We start from the raw sequence: 15,646 nt of genomic DNA on the forward strand, positions 1-15,646 counted from the left end.
TCACCCCTGCGAGGAACCATGAACCCACGACCGTCACTCCGTCCACCCCGCACCGCACCGTCCGAGTCACCTCCACCCGATTGCCCGCCGTCGGCCCCGGTGGCCGGGGTCCCTGCGGCGCGGGGTCCCGGTGGTGGGTCCGCGCGGTACGGCGCGTTCTCCCGGCGCGGGTTCATGGGACTGGGCGCCGCGGCGGCGTCGTTCGCCCTGGCCGGCTGCGCAGCGGGCGAACAACCGGGCGCGGCGGCGATCCGCGCCACGGGCGCACCGCAGCGCGGGGGCATCTTGCGTGTGGGTCTCACAGGCGGCGGTGCGTCCGACAGCGTGGACGCCCACGTCCCGGTGGGCACCGCGGATGCCGGGCGCGTGATCAACCTCTACGACGGGCTCTACGAGTTCGACGCCGACTACGTCCCCGTGCCCGTGCTCGCCGAGTCGGCCACGCCGCGGGACGGCGGGCGCGAGTGGCTCGTGCGGCTGCGCAAGGGCGTGGTATTCCACGACGGGCGTCCGTTCACCGCGCGGGACGTCGTGGCCACGTACGACCGGGTCACCGACCCGAAGGACCCCAAGACGGGCGCGTCCGGGCTGGCCCTGTTGCGGCGCACCGTGGCGGTGAACGATCACACGGTGCGCTTCGAACTGTCGGAACCGGATGCCATGTTCGTGGACTCGACCGCGCAGTACTCCATGGGGATCGTGCCGGTGGACTACGACCCCGCCGCACCCGTGGGCACCGGCCCGTTCCGGCTGGGCACGTTCGAACCCGGTCAACTCACGGTGCTCGAGGCCAACCGGGACTACTGGCGGGAACCACCGTTCGTGGATGAGGTCCACCTGGTGAACTTCAACGACCAGGACGCGCTGGTCAACGCCCTGCTCTCCACCCAGGTGGACGTCGTGGGGCAGTTGCCGTTGTCCCTGATCGACGTGGTCAACACGGACCCGCGGCTGTACACCGTGGTCTCCGAGACCGGTAACTGGCTGCCGTTCACCATGCGCGTGGACACAGCACCGTTCGACGACGCCCGCGTGCGGGAGGCGTTCCGCCTCGTGGTGGACCGGGAACAAATGGTCGAGCAGGTCTTTTCGGGGCACGGCACGGTGGGCAATGACATGTACGCTCCGTTCGACCCGGGGACACCGCGGCTCGAGCAGCGCACGAGGGACGTGGCCCGGGCCCGGGACCTGCTCACGCAAGCGGGTCACCCGGACGGGCTCGAGGTGGAACTCGTGACGGCACCCATCCAGTCCGGCGCGGTGGAGGCCGCCCAGGTCTTCGCTGAGCAGGCATCAGAGGCCGGGATCACCGTGAACCTGCGCCGCGTGGACACCACCACGTTCTTCGGGGACGGCTATCTGCAATACCCCTTCTCCCAGGACTTCTGGTACACCCGCAGCTTCCTGCCCCAGACCGCAAACGGGACCCTGCCAGCGTCCCCGTTCAACGAGACGCACTGGGCGGATCCCGAGTTCATCGCGCTGTACGAGAAGGCCCGGGCCACGCTCGACGACGACGCGCGGCACGACCTCGTGGCGCGGGCCCAGAAGCAGTTGTACGACGCCGGCGGGTACATCGTGTGGGGGTTCTTCAACCAGGCGGACGCGTACCAGAATTACGTGGGCGGCGGTTCCGAGCACCGCGCGGGGATGCCCGTGAGCGGGTTCCAGCTGCGCACCCTCTGGATCGACCGGGAAGGGAAGTGATCGCGTGGCCACCATGATCCTGAAACGGCTGGGCATCTCGGTCTTCGTGCTCCTGGCCGTGTCCCTTCTGGTCTTCTTCTTTACCCTGTTGCTGCCTGGTGACCCGGCCCAGGCGATCCTGGGCCAGCAGGCCACACCCGAACGGCTTGCCGCTCTGCGCGAACAACTGGACCTCAACGCCCCGTGGTACGAGCGCTACCTCTCGTGGCTGGGCGGTCTGCTCGTGGGGGACCTGGGGACATCGGCCGCCACGGGCGGTTCCGTCAACGCGTTGCTCGCGAGCAAGGTCTCCGCGTCTGTGGTGCTCATGGCCATCGCGGCCGTGATCGCCATTCCCGTGGGGCTCTTGCTCGGCACGTGGTCCGCGATGCGCCGGGGCCGCGCAGCGGATCAGGGGCTCACGGGGATCTCGCTCGTGTTGGCGGCGCTGCCCGAATTCGTGATCGGCGTGGCGCTGACCACGCTGTTGTCCACGACCGTGTTCCGCTTGCTGCCCTCGGTCACGATGGCCGCACCGGGCACGCGTGTGTGGGACTACCCGCTGCAACTGATCCTGCCCACCCTGACCCTGATTCTGGTGGTGGTGCCCTACATGATCCGCATGACCCGCACCACCATGGCGGACGTTCTGGACTCCGGGTACGTGGAGATGGCCCGGCTCAAGGGGCTGCCCGAACGCCAGGTGATCTTCAAACATGCCCTCCCGCACGCAATCGGGCCGGTGGCCCAGGTGGTCGCGATGCAGCTCGCGTGGCTGGCCGGGGGCATCGTGGTCGTGGAGTTCCTCTTCCGCTATCCCGGTCTCGGTCAGGCCATGGTGGACGCCGTGAACACACGTGACGTCCAGGTGGTACAGGCGCTGTCCATGATCATCGCGGCGTTCTACGTGATCGTGAACCTGCTCGCCGACGTGGTCGGGATCCTCGCGAACCCGAAACTGCGTACGGAGTCCCGCTCATGAGCGCGCAGAGAACCTCGGAGTCGTTCACGCGCCGCGTACTGCGGCAACCGGCCGCGAAACTCGGCATCGTGCTCACCGCCATCGTGCTGCTCCTCGCCGTGCTGGGGCCGCTGGCCGTGCCCGCGTGGACCGGGTACGGCACCAACTCGTTCGCGGGCAAACCGTTTCAGACCGGCGTCTTCGGCACCGACAACCTGGGCCGTGACGTGCTCTCCCGGTTCCTGGCCGGTGGCTGGCGATTGCTGCTGTACTCCGCGCTCGCGACCGTCGTGGGCGTGGGCCTGGGCGCCGTCCTGGGGATGCTCGCCGCGCTGCGCGGCGGGTGGTTGGACTCGGTGATCATGCGCTGCGGGGACGTGTTGCTCGCCATCCCGCAGTTGGTCTTCGCGCTGCTGGCCGTGACCGTCCTGGGTCCGCAGGGCTGGGTGCTGGTGCTCGTGATCGGCGTGACCCACGCTCCCCGGGTGGCGCGCGTGATCCGCGCGGCGACCGCCGGGGTCGTGGCCGAGGACTACGTCCTGGCCTCCCAGATGTACGGCGTCCCCCAGTGGAAAATCCTGGGCCGGGACGTGGTGCCCAACATCATGGGCCCGCTCATGGTGGAGGTAGGACTGCGGCTGACCTACTCGATCGGCGCGGTGGCCTCCCTGTCCTTCCTGGGGCTCGGGATGCAACCGCCCACCCCGGACTGGGGCCTCATGATCAACGAGAACCGGATCGCGCTGTCCTTGCAACCGTGGGGTGTGATCCTGCCGGTCATCGCGATCGCCGTGCTCACGGTGGGGACCAATCTGATCGCCGACGCCGTGGCCGGCGCCTCCGCGGGCCGCGTGCGCACCACTGGGAAGGGAACTCGATGAGACGCTCGGAACAGAGGGCCCGCGCCGCGGCTCGAGCCAACGCGTCCGGTGCCGACGGCCCGCACAACGCCTCCGGTGCCAACGCCCCACGCAATGCTGCGAACTCAACGGGCGGCGGTAACGCCCGCCCCACTGTAGGCCGGGACAACTTCCCGCGCACGACGGGTCGGGGCCCCACTTCCGCCACGACGGACCGACGCGCCGACGACCGCGGCGGCGGCGTCCCCCGCACCGTGGTGCCCCGCGCGAGCGTGGACACCGCGATCACGGTGTCCCACCTGGGTGTGGGGGTCACTGGCGGCGAGCTCATCCTGGACGACGTGAGCTTCCGGCTGCACCCCGGGCGGATCCTCGCGCTCGTGGGGGAGTCCGGCTCCGGCAAGACCACCGCGGCGCTCGCGTGCATGAACCACCTGCGCGCCGGGCTGGAACTGCGCCGCGGCACCGTGGAACTGCACGCGGGCGCGTCCCGCTTCCACCCCGAGGCCGTGGACCTGCTGACGCTCACCGAACGCCGGACGCGCGGGTTGCGGGGCGGGACCATCGCGTACGTGCCTCAGGACCCCGCGCTGTCGCTCAACGGGTCCCTGCGTGTGGGTGAGCAGATCGCGGAGGTGCTGCGCGCCCACGAGTTCGGCCGCGATGCCCGTGTGCGTGACGCCCGCGTGGCCGAGGTGCTCACCGAGGTGGGTCTGCCGAGCGATCGCGCGTACCAGCGCCGGTTCCCGCACGAGCTCTCCGGTGGGCAGCAGCAACGGATCGGGATCGCGATGGCGTTCGCGTGCCGCCCCGCGGTCATCATCCTGGACGAACCCACCACGGGTCTGGACGTCGCCACGCAGGACCTCGTGCTGAAGACCGTGTACGAGCTGACCACCAAGCACGACGTCGCGGGGCTCTACATCACGCACGACCTCGCGGTCGTGGCGCAGGTCGCGGACGACGTCGCGGTCATGCTCCGCGGCACCATCGTGGAGCGGGGCTCGGCCCGGCAGGTGCTGCACCACCCGGAACACCCCTACACGCGCACGCTGCTGGACGCGGTCCCTGACATGGCGGGCGCCCGCGAGATGGGCGGCGGTCCCTCGGTGGCACCCGTCCACTCGGTGCGTGCGCCGTGGGACGACGGCCTCGGTCGGGAAGACGGGCGCGGCGGGGACGACGTCGCCGGGCCGAGCCGGTCGCGCGACGCGAGTACCCCGCGCAGTGAGGAGGCGACGCGGGTGCGCGGGAGCGGTGTCGTCGAGCCCCGGGCGAGCATTGAAGCTGGAGGTTCCGACCCATCGCGGGATGCCTCCGAGGTGCCCGCGGCGTCCGGCCCCGGGGCGGCGGGCGGCGACCGCGCCTCCGTCGAACCCGTGGTCGCCGTGCGGGGCCTGCGGATGGCGTACGGGCAGGCGGTGATCCTCGACGGTATCAGCATGGACCTGCCGGCCGGGCGGACCACCATGCTGCTCGGGGAGTCCGGCTCGGGCAAGACCACGCTGTCCCGCAGTGTGGCCGGGCTCAACGACCGCTACACCGGGCAGGTCCTGCTGGACGGGCGCGTGCTCGCGCCCGGGACGCGCCAGCGCACCCGGGAGCAGCGGCAGCGGATCCAGTACGTGTTCCAGTCGCCGTTCTCGTCGCTGAACCCGCGGCGCAGCATCGGTGACTCGCTGCAGGTGCCGCTCGAGATGAACGGGGAGCTCTCCCGAGCGCAGCGGCGCGCGGCCGTGGCGGATGCGCTCGACGCCGTGCGGCTGGGACGCAGCTACATCGACCGTCGCCCCGGTGACCTCTCGGGCGGGGAGCGGCAGCGGGCGGCCGTGGCGCGGGCGCTCGTGAACGCGCCGTCGTTGTTGGTGTGCGACGAGATCACGTCCGCGCTGGACGTGTCCGTGCAGGCGTCCGTGATCGAACTGCTGCGGGAAATCCAGCGCGAGCGCGGGCTGGCCATGCTGTTCGTGACCCACAACATCGCCCTGGCGCGGCACATCTCGCACCGGCTCGCGGTGCTCGAGCGCGGGAAGCTCGTGGAGTACGGGCCCACGGACACCGTGCTGCGCGATCCCCGGCACGAGTACACGCGGTCCCTGCTCGAGCACGTACCCACCCTCGAGAGCGCGGGCTGAGGTGGGACGATGACCGTCCGAAGCCGGGCCGAGTTGACGACGGCGCACACGAACCTGCGCGACCCCGCCGTGAGCCGGGTGCGTGAGACCTTCGAGGAGCACCTGTCCCGCGCACACGGAGGGATGTCCTTCTGCGTGTACCGGGACGGGCGCCCGCTCATCCGGCTGCACGGGGGATCGTTCGACCGCCGGTCCTTTCCGGGGGACGCGGTCGAGCGGCCGTGGGACGAGCACACCCTGGCCGTGATGTTCTCGGGGACCAAGGGGGTCTCCGCAACCCTCGTGGCCATGGCGGTGGACCGAGGGCTGCTGGATGTGAACGAGCCCGTGGCGCGCTACTGGCCCGAGTTCGCGGCCCGCGGCAAGGAGCATGTGAGCGTGGCGCAGGTCCTCGATCACACCGTGGGACTCGTGTACACGGATCCGGAACCTCCCGCCGGGATGCTGGACGCCTCCGCGCATGCGGCGGTGCTCGCGCGGCAGGAGCCCCTGTGGGAGCCCGGGAGCAAGGTGGCGTATCACGCGGTGACGTTCGGGCACATGGTCGAGGAGTTGCTCGTGCGGGTCACGGGTCACCGCGCCGGACAGCTGCTGCGCGAGCACGTGGCCCGGCCCCACGGGCTCGAACTGCACCTGGGACTGCCCGCCGAGCTCGAGGACCGGGTGGCTCCCGTGTTCCGCGCCCCCGGGTACGCGATCAGCACGTTCCTGGAGGATCCGCAAAGGCGCGCCATCGTGGAGCGGATGTACGGAAACGCACTGCTCGGGGAGGAACTGCCCGCCAATTCCCGCGCGTTCCACGTCAGCGGACTGGTCTCGGGAGGCGGGATCGCCGGTGCGGATGCGATTGCGCGGTTCTACTCGCTCGTGGCATCGGGTGAACTCGTGTCACCGGCGACCCTCGAGACGTTCACGCGCACGTGGTCCCACGGCAGGGACGCGGTGAACGACCGGCCCGTGGCGTTCGGGCTGGGGTTTGAGGTGCAGGACCCCCTGTGCACGTACGGCCCAGTGGAGCGGGCCTACGGTCACTCCGGCGCGGGCGGCTGCCTGCACGGGGTCTGGCCGGACGCGCGGATCGGTTTCTCGTTCCACACCAACGAGATGCTCAGCGAGAACGTGGACCGCCGGGCCAAGGATCTGCTGGCCGCGCTCGCGCAGTGCGATCTGGGCTGAACGGGGTGGCGCGGTGCGCGTGCGCTGCGAGTTCCACGAGGTGCCACGCGGCGCCGTCCGTGTCCAGACCCGCGCGCCACACCGCGCGCAGATCGCGGTCCAGCACGCCGCCGAACACGGGCACGCGCACCAGGTTCTCGCGCTCGACCTCCGCGGCGACGGCGAGCGCGCTGAGCACCGCTGGGCCCACCCCGGCCCGCACGGCACCGAGGACCGCCGCGTTGGAGCTGAGCTCCATGGCCGGGGGCACCGGGACGAGGGGCGCGAGCGCGGCGAGCAGTGTGCGTCGCGTTCCCGATCCTTCTTCACGCATGACCAGCGGGGTGGCCGCGAGTTCCGCAGCCGTCAAGGGCTCGGTGCGCTGACCCCACGGGTGGAGCGGGGCCACCACGACCTCCAGTCGGTCCCGAGCGACCACCGTTTCTCGCAGCCCCTCCGCGGGATCCGGGCTCTCCACGAAGCCCACGTCCACCACGCCCCGGCGCGTGCGACGCATGACTTCCGCGGAGTTGCACGCGAACAACTGCAGCTCCAGCCCCGGGTGGGAGTCCCGCAACCGGGACAACCACGTGGGGGCCAGGTACTCGGCCACGGTCACGGATGCCGCGACCTTCACGTGCTGGGCCCACTCGAGGCGCAGTTTCTCGATCTCGGTCGTGAACCCGTCGTACTCCGCGAGGACCCTGCGGGCGCGCTCGGCCACGGCGCGGCCCTCGGGGGTGGGTCTGGACCCGGTGGGTGAGCGGTCCAGCAGGCGCAGCCGCCACATCCGCTCGGCGCGGGCCACGGCGCGTGAGACATTGGGCTGGGCCATGTCCAGCGCGCGGGCGGTCGCGCCCATGGAGTGGTGGTCCATGACGGCCACGATCACGCGCAGCAGGGAGAGATCGACCTCGGCCATATCAGCAGTGTATGACCCAATGCTCAGATCACGACTACCCGGCGGGTGTTCGCGCGAGCACAGTGGAGGCATGGCGACGGGTCACGAAACTTCCCACGGCACCCCTGACGGGACAAGCGCCCTCGGCGGGGCAGGCATACTCGGTGGGACTGGTGCGCTCGCTGGGCGGGGTGCTCCCAGTGGCGCAGCCGTCCCGCGAGGAGCGGCCTCGACCTCGGCAACCGCCGCAGCCTCGGCATCGGCCATGCATCCTGTTCCAGTGGCGCGTGCGACGATGCCCGCGCCCCCGGCTGCCCCTGGCACCGAACGGCAACCGGGTTCCCATGCTGCGGCCCTCCCCGGGCTGGCGTTCTGCGCTGCGGGCATGGCCGTATCCCTCGTGCTCGGGTGGTTGATCCCGGGGGTGAGCCCGCTGCTGATCGCGATCGTCGTGGGCGCCCTGATCGCCAACGTGGTCCGGCTGCCCCGGGTTCTGGCTCCGGGGATCGCCGTGGCCGCCAAGCGAGTCCTGCGCGTCGGCATCGTCCTGCTGGGCCTGTCCGTCTCGCTCCAGGACATCGCGGGACTTGGCTTCGGGATGATCGCGGTCGTCGTGGCCGTGGTCGGCGTGGGCATCCTGACCACGGTGTGGATCGGCGGCCTGATGGGGGTCCCGCGCGCACAGCGCCTGTTGATCGCGTGCGGGTTCTCAATCTGCGGGGCCGCCGCCGTGGCCGCGGTGGAGGGGGTCACGGACTCGGAGGACGAGGACGTCGCGACCGCCGTGGGACTCGTGGTGCTCTACGGCAGTCTGATGATCCCGGTGATCCCGCTCCTCAGCGGGGTCCTGGGGTTGACCGAACACCAGGCCGGTCTGTGGGCGGGCGGCTCGATCCACGAGGTCGCCCAGGTCGTGGCCGCGGGCGGGACCATCGGCTCGGCGGCACTGGCGCCCGCGGTGTTGGTCAAACTGACCCGCGTGGTCATGCTCGCGCCGATCATGACGATCGTGGGGATCCGGGCGCGCCGTTCGGGCACCGCCGCCCGCAACGGCAAGCGACCCCCAATCGTGCCCCTGTTCGTGGTGGGGTTCGTGCTCGCCGTGCTGGTGGCCTCGAGCGGCGTCCTCCCGGAACCGGTCATGGGAGCCCTGGGCACGCTGGAGACGTGGTGTCTCAGCATGGCGATGTTTGCGTTGGGGCTCGGGGTGAAGGCCAAGGAACTCGTGCGAGTGGGTTTCAAGCCCGTGCTGCTCGGTGCGATCTCCACGGTCGTCGTGGCGGCCACCGCCCTCGGGGGCGTGCTGGTCGTCACATGAGCCCATGGTGCTGGCTAGCATGGGGAACATGAAGGCAACCGAAGAATCGTTCGTCCGGGCCGAGATCCAGGGCCAGACCGGGCTGTTGACCCTGACCCGTGACAAGGCGCTGAACGCGTTGAACCGCAGCATGTACCACCAGCTGGTCAGCGCGCTGCAGATGTGGCGGGACGATCCCGCGATCACGCAGGTCGTGATCCGCTCGCAGCTCGCCAAAGCGTTCTGCGCGGGCGGGGACATCAAGGAGGTCCGCGAGGCGGCGTTGGGCGGCCGCCAGGACGAGATCCGCGACGCCTTCGGCACCGAGTACTCCATGAACGCGATCATCGCGCGCTACCCCAAGCCGTACGTGGCCATCATGAACGGCATCGTGATGGGCGGCGGCATGGGCCTGTCCGTGCACGGTTCGCACCGAGTGGTCACGGAGACCACGCAGATGGCCATGCCGGAGACCGCCATCGGCTTCTTCACGGACATCGGCGCGAGCTATTTCCTGCCGCGCGTCACCCGGGGTGCCGGTTCCTCGACCGACGACGACGCCGCTCGCCACGAATCCCTCGCCGTCGCCCGCTACCTCGGGCTGAGCGGTGCGCGGATCAACGGCGCGGATGCGATCGCGCTGGGGCTGGCGGACACCTACATCGATTCCGCGGACGTGGACGCGTTCGTGGACACCGTGCTGGCGGACGGAGTGGACGCCGCGACGTCGTCGTACGCCAAGCAGGCCCCGGAATCCGAACTCGTGGGGCGCTGGGACGAGATCGTGGCGACCTACGGTGCGGACAGCTTCGAGGAGGTCGTGCGCAACGCGGGCTCGGACCTGGACGGGATGAGCCCCACGTCGCTCGCGCGCGTGTTCGAGCTGCTGCAGCGCGGCGCGCAGGACGACGACGTCGTCTCCTGCCTGCGCCGCGAACTGCGTATGGCGGAGGACACTGCGGTGGGCCACGACTTCATCGAGGGCGTGCGCGCCATGGTCGTGGACAAGGACAAGAACCCGCAGTGGGAGCCGGCCACGGTGGCCGAGGTGGACATGGCCCGGATCCGGGACGTGGCGGACCAGGAATCGGACCTGCCGATCAGTGTGTGAGCCGCGCGTCAGCCCAGCGGCGACGGGCTCTGCGAAGAGTCCGGGGTGAGCGGGTCCGAGCCCACCGAGCCGCGGGCGCGGGCGATGGCCGCCATGAGGTGGTAGACCACCAGGGCGGCGGCGGTGCCCAGGGCGATGCCCGCGAAGTCGAGCCCGGCCACGGACCAGGTGTAGTCGCCGATGCCCACGATCATGGCGATTGCCGCGGTGGTGAGGTTGACCGGGTTGGAGAAGTCCACGCGGTTCTGCACCCAGATCCGCACACCCAGCATGCCGATCATGCCGTACAGCACCGTGGCCGCTCCGCCCAGCACACCCTGGGGGACCGTGGCCACCGCGGCGCCGAAGACGGGCAGCACGCTCAGCAGGATCGCGACGAGCGCGGCCACCCAGTACGCGGCGGTCGAGTAGACGCGCGTGGCGGCCATGACTCCGATGTTCTCCGCGTACGTGGTGGTGCCGGACCCGCCGCCGGAGCCCGCGATCATAGTGGCCAGTCCGTCCGAGATGATGGCGCGGCCCATGTAGGGGTCCAGGTCGTCGCCGGTCATTAGGGCCACGGACTTCACGTGACCGATGTTCTCCGCCACGAGCACCAGGATCACCGGGATGAACAACCCGGCCAGGTTGAGGTGGAACTCGGGGGAGTGGAACTGGGGCAGGCCGAACACGCCTTGTTCATCCCATGCGGCCTGAATCGAAGTGAAGTCCACCTCACCGCGGATCACGGCGGTGACATAGCCAATCGCCACGCCCAGGAGGATGGACAGGCGGCCCAGCAGCCCGCGGAACAACACCGAGATCAGGATGATCGAACCCAGGGTCACGAGGGCCGTGACGGGTGCCGCGGTGAAGTTCTGCTTGGCGGAGGGGGCCAGGTTGAAACCGATGAGGGCCACGATGGTGCCCGTGACGGCCGGTGGCATGAGTTTCTGCAGCCACCCCGTGCCCGCGATCTGCACGATCACGCCGATCAGGAACAGCGCGGCACCGGCCATGATCACGCCGCCGAGCGCGCCACCCGGACCGTACTGATTCACGGACGCGGTGATCGGGGCGATGAACGCGAACGAGGACCCCAGGTAGCTGGGCACCCGCCCCGCCGTGACCACCAGGAACAGCACCGTGCCTATGCCCGAGAAGAACAGCGTGGTGGCCGGCGGGAAGCCGGTGAGCAGCGGCACCAGGAACGTGGCGCCGAACATCGCGACCACGTGCTGCGCGCCGATCGAGATGGTCCGCGGCCACGCCAGCCGCTCCCGCGGGGTCACCACGTCCCCCGGGGCCACGTGCCTGCCGTCCCCGTGCAGCCGCCAGTTCAAGCCCAGGCGCTCGACGACGCCGCCGCGCCGGTCCTGCTTGCGCGGCTCGTGCTGCTCGTCCTGCGGCGGCGGGGTGTGGTCGGGGGAAACCGGCGAACTCATGGGTGCTCTCCTTGTCCTGGGCGGGCCGTGAGTGCCGCCCCGAGGATTCTAGTGCGCGGGTGGGGGCCCGACTGGTGGTGCGGGGCCCGCGCGCGGTGGTGAGGTGCCGCGGGAGGTGGCCGTGCGGCGTCCTCGGCGCCTGGCGAGAAATCTACGGGCGAGTAGGGTGAGTGACGGGGGCCACGCCCGTGGCCACCGGGCCCGCGGGAGGCCGACTCGCGCGAGCGTGACTCACACAGGAGTGGGGGAGGACATCATGGCTGAACTGACCAACGTGACCGTGATCGGATCCGGGGTGCTCGGATCGCAGATCGCGTTCCAGGCGGCGTACTTCGGCAAGACCGTGACCGTGTACGACATCAGCGAGGAGATCGTCGGGGCGCTGCCCGGCAAGTGGGAGAAGCTGTCCCTGCTGTACACGCGGGACATGGCGGCCACCCCCGGGCAACTGGAGGCGGCCAAGGCCCGGTTGAGCGGCACCACGGATCTCGAGACGGCCCTCGCGGACGCGGACATCGTGATCGAGGCCGTGCCCGAGAACCTGGAGCTCAAGAAGAAGGTGTGGTCCCAGATCGGTGCGGCCGCGCCGGAGAAGACCGTTCTGTGCACCAACTCCTCCACGCTGCTGCCCAGTGACATTGCCGAGTCCACAGGCCACCCGGAGCGGTTCCTGGCGCTGCACTTCGCCAACGAGGTGTGGCGCAACAACACCGGTGAGGTCATGGGGCACCCGGGCACGGACCCCGCCGCGGCCGAGGCCGTCCTGGAGTTCGCCGGGCAGATCGGTATGGTGCCCATCCACATCAAGAAGGAGCAGGCGGGCTACATCCTCAACACCTTGCTGGTGCCGTTCCTGACGGCGGCATCGCACCTGTGGGTCAACGACATCGCACAGGCCGAGGACATCGACAAGACCTGGCGCACCGCCACCGGCTCTCCCCTGGGCCCGTTCCAGATCCTGGACCACGTGGGCATGGAGACCTATTACCAGATCAACATGAATGCGGGGACCGAGGACTCCAAGCGCGTGGCGGAGCGCGTGAAGCGCGAGTTCATCGACCAGGGTCACATGGGGCGCAGCTCCGGGCGGGGGTTCTACACGTACGAGTGATGCCCCGGCCGAGCCCGGTGTGGAGCCCGGCACGGCCGCGGCCTACGATGGGCAATAACGGAGCACATGCAGATCTGAGCGCCATTTTCTGCGTTTGCTCCGTTATTGCACGCCTCCTGCGGGAGTCATTCCGCCGCAGCGGCCCGGCGCGCAGGCGCGTCACCGTCGCACGGCCTGACGACGTCGCACGGTGACCCCTCGCACCCAGCCGACGGCGCGGCGTCGCCGGGTGCCGCGGCACCCGAAGCGACCCCGGGCACACCCCGGGCGCGGCCCCCGGAGGGGGTGCAGCGCCGTCGTCACCGTCTGCCATCCCCGGCGCGAACGCCGCGGGGCGCACCCTTGGGACGTCCCCGGAGGGCCGCTAGGCTTAACGCGTGCACCCCGCAGAGCTGAGCCCGGCCACCCAGGACTACCTGAAGACCATCTGGCGGCTGGGCGAGTGGGAGCCGGAGCGGGTGACCACCACGTCGCTGGCCGCGCGAATGGGTCTGGCGGCCTCCACCGTGTCCGAGGCGCTGAAGAAGCTCACCGCACAGGGCCTGGTGACCCGGCCCGCATACGGGGTCGTGGAGCTGACCGCCGAGGGACGTGACGTGGCCGTGCACATGGTGCGCCGCCACCGCATCCTGGAGATGTTCCTGGCCACCGAGCTGGGTTACGCGTGGGACGAGATCCACGACGAGGCCGAGGTTCTCGAGCATGCCGTCACCGACCGATTCATCGACCGTGTGGACGCCAAGCTCGGCCACCCGTCCGAGGACCCGCACGGGGATGCGATCCCCTCGCGGGACGGGGTGATCACTCCCGCCCCGGCCGTTCCGCTCGGGGACGTCACCCACCCGGAGCCCGTGCGGGTCACGCGCGTCTCGGACGAGAGCCCTGAGACCCTGCGGGTGCTCGCGGAGGCCGAGATTCGGCCGGGCGCGGTGCTGCGGGTGCTCCCGGGTCCGGACCGCAGCGCCACGGTGCGCGTGCGCGTAGCCGGCGGGGGCACGACGCCGGGCGGTGACGTCCCGGGGGGCAGCTCGCCCGCAGCTCTGGCGATGCAGGGGCCGCCCGACGTTGTGGGCACGGTAGCGTCCGGTGGGGTCACGGTGGAACTCGGCATCCTCGTGGCGGAGGCCGTCTGGGTGCAGGCCCTCACCCACGCGAGCTGAACGGGACAGGCGCTCCCCGGCCCGGCTGCGGACAGCATCAGGCTCGCGCTGGACCGAGCGGCGCCGCCTCGGACAGTGGGCTCCCCTGCTGCGTCCGGCGCCGTCGCGGGCCCACAAGGTGAACAGCAGGTGACCGGAACATGTCCTACCCTTGAAGGAACACGAATATGTAGGCGGCGGCACACCATGCCCGGGCCGCGGCGGTGCCGGCTGGCACCGGTGATCGAGGAGCACGAGGTCCACAACATGTCCGAGGGTTTTCTGCGTGCGAGCAGACGGCTGGGCCGGTGGACGGGCCGAGGGCTCTGCTACGGCCTGATCTGGCTGGGCCTCACCCTGCTGGCGGCCGCCGGGGTGATCCGGCACTACTGGGGTCAGATCTCCGTGGGGCAGATGCGCATGAACCTGGTGTCCGTGCAGACGGACGGCGGCGGCGGGTCGATCGTGTGGGTCTCGGTGCTGTTGATCGGCGTGCTTCCCGTGCTGCTGACCTTGGCGGTCGCGCTGGGCCGGTGGGTGTGGCGCCGCCGCCTGTCCGGGCATACTGCGCGCGCCCCGCGCGGCGTGGTCCGCTCCATCTCCGCGATCGCGGTGGCTGCGGTGGTGGTGGGGGGTACCGCGAGCTTCGCGTCCGCGGTGGACCTGCCCCGCTACGTCAAGGCCGCCAAGTTCCCGCACGACATCGGATCGCGCTACATCCAGCCCACCGTCACCGGGGACGCGGGCAAGCGCAACCTGGTGGTGGTCTACCTCGAGTCGGGGGAGCAGACCCTCGCGGACGACCAGCTGTTCGAGAAGAATGCGTTCAAGCCCCTGGAGGACGTCACCCGCGCGGAGGACGGCTGGCGCAGCGTCACCGACCTCCAGCAGTATGAGGGCGGCGGATGGACCATGGCCGGGCTCACATCCACCCAGTGCGGCATCCCCCTCAAGAGCTCGGGGGAGGGCATCAGCTCGAGTGACATCGGCGCCGGGATGGAGCAGTACCTGGGAGGCGTTACGTGTCTGGGGGACGTGCTGCAGAACCACGGCTACACCAGCACGTTCCTGGGCGGGGCCAACTCCTCGTTCGCCGGCAAGGACGCCTTCCTGCGATCGCACGGCTACACGGAGGACAAGGGGCTCGCGGACTGGCGGGCCGCCGGCGAGCCGGAGCAGAACTTCCGCGGCGACTGGGGGCTCAGCGACGAGCGGCTCATGGCCCACGCGAAGGACGAGGTGGACCGTCTGCACGCCCGCTCCGAGCGCACGGGCCAGCCGTTCAACCTGTCCATGCTGACACTGGACACCCACGAACCGGTGCACGTCTACGACTCCTGCGGCGTGGACACCCAGAACCAGGTGACCTCGGTGTTCGCGTGCTCCATGACGCAGGTGGCGGGCTTCATCGAGCACATGAGGGTCCAGGGCTACCTGGAGGACACCTCCGTGGTGGTCATGGGGGACCACCTCAAGCACATGAGCGCCGGGGACGCGTTCCACGAGCAGCTGGACCACCACCCCAACCGCACCATCTTCAACCGCGTGTGGATCCCGGGGGAATCCTCGGACCAGCCCCTGCGGGCGGGCGCGGACCAGCTGTCCATGTACCCCACCCTCCTAGAGGCGGCGGGGCTATCGGTGCACGACGGCGCGGCGGGCCTCGGCACGTCCGTCCGGCGGCAACAGCCTCCCCAGGGCTCGGCCCAGGCCATGGACCCGGAGGAGTACGCACTGCTGCTCGAGTCCCGCTCGACCGATTTCTACACCCGCGCGTGGAACCCGCAGGACCCGGTGCGCTGAGGGCACGGGCGGTCCGACCCCCGGAGACGGTTCCGGCCGCCCCGCCGAAACATCGCTTGAACG

12 protein-coding genes are annotated in these 15,646 nt (G+C 70.4%); 10 read left to right on the top strand and 2 right to left on the bottom strand.

Translation table 11 applies throughout. From position 1 onward, the window contains the following. The first annotated feature begins 174 nt into the window (after positions 1 to 174). From J1M36_RS09995 to J1M36_RS10015, 5 genes are read left to right on the top strand one after another with little or no spacing between them, the layout of a single operon-like run. A complete protein-coding gene (locus tag J1M36_RS09995) occupies positions 175 to 1,707 on the top strand; it encodes an ABC transporter substrate-binding protein (RefSeq protein ID WP_131333465.1) in 1,533 nt (510 codons plus the stop codon). A 4-nt stretch (positions 1,708 to 1,711) separates the two neighbouring features. Continuing rightward, positions 1,712 to 2,668, top strand: a complete 957-nt coding sequence (locus tag J1M36_RS10000; protein ID WP_206479276.1) for an ABC transporter permease — start codon at positions 1,712 to 1,714, stop codon at positions 2,666 to 2,668. Next, positions 2,665 to 3,528: an ABC transporter permease gene (locus J1M36_RS10005; RefSeq protein WP_098055782.1), complete on the top strand. Its 864-nt coding sequence runs from the start codon at positions 2,665 to 2,667 to the stop codon at positions 3,526 to 3,528. The genes J1M36_RS10000 and J1M36_RS10005 overlap by 4 nt, the downstream gene beginning before the upstream one ends. Next, positions 3,525 to 5,642, top strand: coding sequence for an ABC transporter ATP-binding protein (locus tag J1M36_RS10010; protein ID WP_206479281.1), 2,118 nt, complete (start codon positions 3,525 to 3,527; stop codon positions 5,640 to 5,642). Before J1M36_RS10005 ends, J1M36_RS10010 begins: the two co-directional genes overlap by 4 nt. A gap of 9 nt (positions 5,643 to 5,651) precedes the next feature. After that, complete coding sequence (locus J1M36_RS10015) at positions 5,652 to 6,818, top strand: serine hydrolase domain-containing protein (RefSeq protein WP_206479283.1); 1,167 nt, start codon at positions 5,652 to 5,654, stop codon at positions 6,816 to 6,818. Here J1M36_RS10015 and J1M36_RS10020 read toward each other — a convergent pair. Continuing rightward, on the bottom strand, positions 6,751 to 7,719 hold the full coding sequence (locus tag J1M36_RS10020) for a LysR family transcriptional regulator (RefSeq protein WP_206479285.1): 969 nt from the start codon (positions 7,717 to 7,719) through the stop codon (positions 6,751 to 6,753). The genes J1M36_RS10015 and J1M36_RS10020 overlap by 68 nt on opposite strands. A gap of 274 nt (positions 7,720 to 7,993) precedes the next feature. On the opposite strand from J1M36_RS10020, the gene J1M36_RS10025 reads away from it, so the two are divergent. After that, positions 7,994 to 9,016: a putative sulfate exporter family transporter gene (locus J1M36_RS10025; protein ID WP_206479894.1), complete on the top strand. Its 1,023-nt coding sequence runs from the start codon at positions 7,994 to 7,996 to the stop codon at positions 9,014 to 9,016. 28 nt (positions 9,017 to 9,044) lie between these two features. Continuing rightward, the gene (locus J1M36_RS10030) at positions 9,045 to 10,106 is read left to right on the top strand and encodes an enoyl-CoA hydratase/isomerase family protein (RefSeq protein ID WP_064847488.1); all 1,062 of its coding nucleotides are present in this window, start codon (positions 9,045 to 9,047) and stop codon (positions 10,104 to 10,106) included. A gap of 8 nt (positions 10,107 to 10,114) precedes the next feature. Here the strand turns inward: J1M36_RS10030 and J1M36_RS10035 are convergent, their stop codons facing one another. Then, a complete protein-coding gene (locus tag J1M36_RS10035; RefSeq protein ID WP_082943492.1) occupies positions 10,115 to 11,530 on the bottom strand; it encodes a uracil-xanthine permease family protein in 1,416 nt (471 codons plus the stop codon). 256 nt (positions 11,531 to 11,786) lie between these two features. Here J1M36_RS10035 and J1M36_RS10040 point away from each other — a divergent pair, with 256 nt between their 5' ends. From J1M36_RS10040 to J1M36_RS10050, 3 genes are all read left to right on the top strand, one after another. After that, positions 11,787 to 12,641 carry a 3-hydroxyacyl-CoA dehydrogenase gene (locus J1M36_RS10040; RefSeq protein WP_206479287.1) on the top strand — a complete coding sequence of 285 codons (855 nt, stop codon included), beginning with the start codon at positions 11,787 to 11,789 and terminating at the stop codon, positions 12,639 to 12,641. Positions 12,642 to 13,018: 377 nt separating this feature from the next. Further along, complete coding sequence (locus J1M36_RS10045; protein ID WP_206479289.1) at positions 13,019 to 13,801, top strand: metal-dependent transcriptional regulator; 783 nt, start codon at positions 13,019 to 13,021, stop codon at positions 13,799 to 13,801. Positions 13,802 to 14,047: 246 nt separating this feature from the next. Further along, positions 14,048 to 15,583 (top strand): sulfatase-like hydrolase/transferase, encoded by a 1,536-nt coding sequence (locus J1M36_RS10050; protein ID WP_064847491.1) that lies wholly within the window; start codon positions 14,048 to 14,050, stop codon positions 15,581 to 15,583. Positions 15,584 to 15,646: the final 63 nt, after the last annotated feature.

Origin of the sequence: Kocuria sp. KRD140 (assembly GCF_017168375.1) — a bacterium.
Lineage (GTDB): Bacteria > Actinomycetota > Actinomycetes > Actinomycetales > Micrococcaceae > Kocuria > Kocuria marina.

Coding starts and splice junctions, on each gene's coding strand:
- J1M36_RS10010 (WP_206479281.1), top strand. CDS start 3,525: ATGAGACGCTCGGAACAGAGGGCCCGCGCCGCGGCTCGAGCCAACGCG.
- J1M36_RS10050 (WP_064847491.1), top strand. CDS start 14,048: ATGTCCGAGGGTTTTCTGCGTGCGAGCAGACGGCTGGGCCGGTGGACG.
- J1M36_RS09995 (WP_131333465.1), top strand. CDS start 175: ATGGGACTGGGCGCCGCGGCGGCGTCGTTCGCCCTGGCCGGCTGCGCA.
- J1M36_RS10030 (WP_064847488.1), top strand. CDS start 9,045: ATGAAGGCAACCGAAGAATCGTTCGTCCGGGCCGAGATCCAGGGCCAG.
- J1M36_RS10015 (WP_206479283.1), top strand. CDS start 5,652: ATGACCGTCCGAAGCCGGGCCGAGTTGACGACGGCGCACACGAACCTG.
- J1M36_RS10025 (WP_206479894.1), top strand. CDS start 7,994: ATGCCCGCGCCCCCGGCTGCCCCTGGCACCGAACGGCAACCGGGTTCC.
- J1M36_RS10005 (WP_098055782.1), top strand. CDS start 2,665: ATGAGCGCGCAGAGAACCTCGGAGTCGTTCACGCGCCGCGTACTGCGG.
- J1M36_RS10035 (WP_082943492.1), bottom strand. CDS start 11,530: ATGAGTTCGCCGGTTTCCCCCGACCACACCCCGCCGCCGCAGGACGAG.
- J1M36_RS10020 (WP_206479285.1), bottom strand. CDS start 7,719: ATGGCCGAGGTCGATCTCTCCCTGCTGCGCGTGATCGTGGCCGTCATG.
- J1M36_RS10040 (WP_206479287.1), top strand. CDS start 11,787: ATGGCTGAACTGACCAACGTGACCGTGATCGGATCCGGGGTGCTCGGA.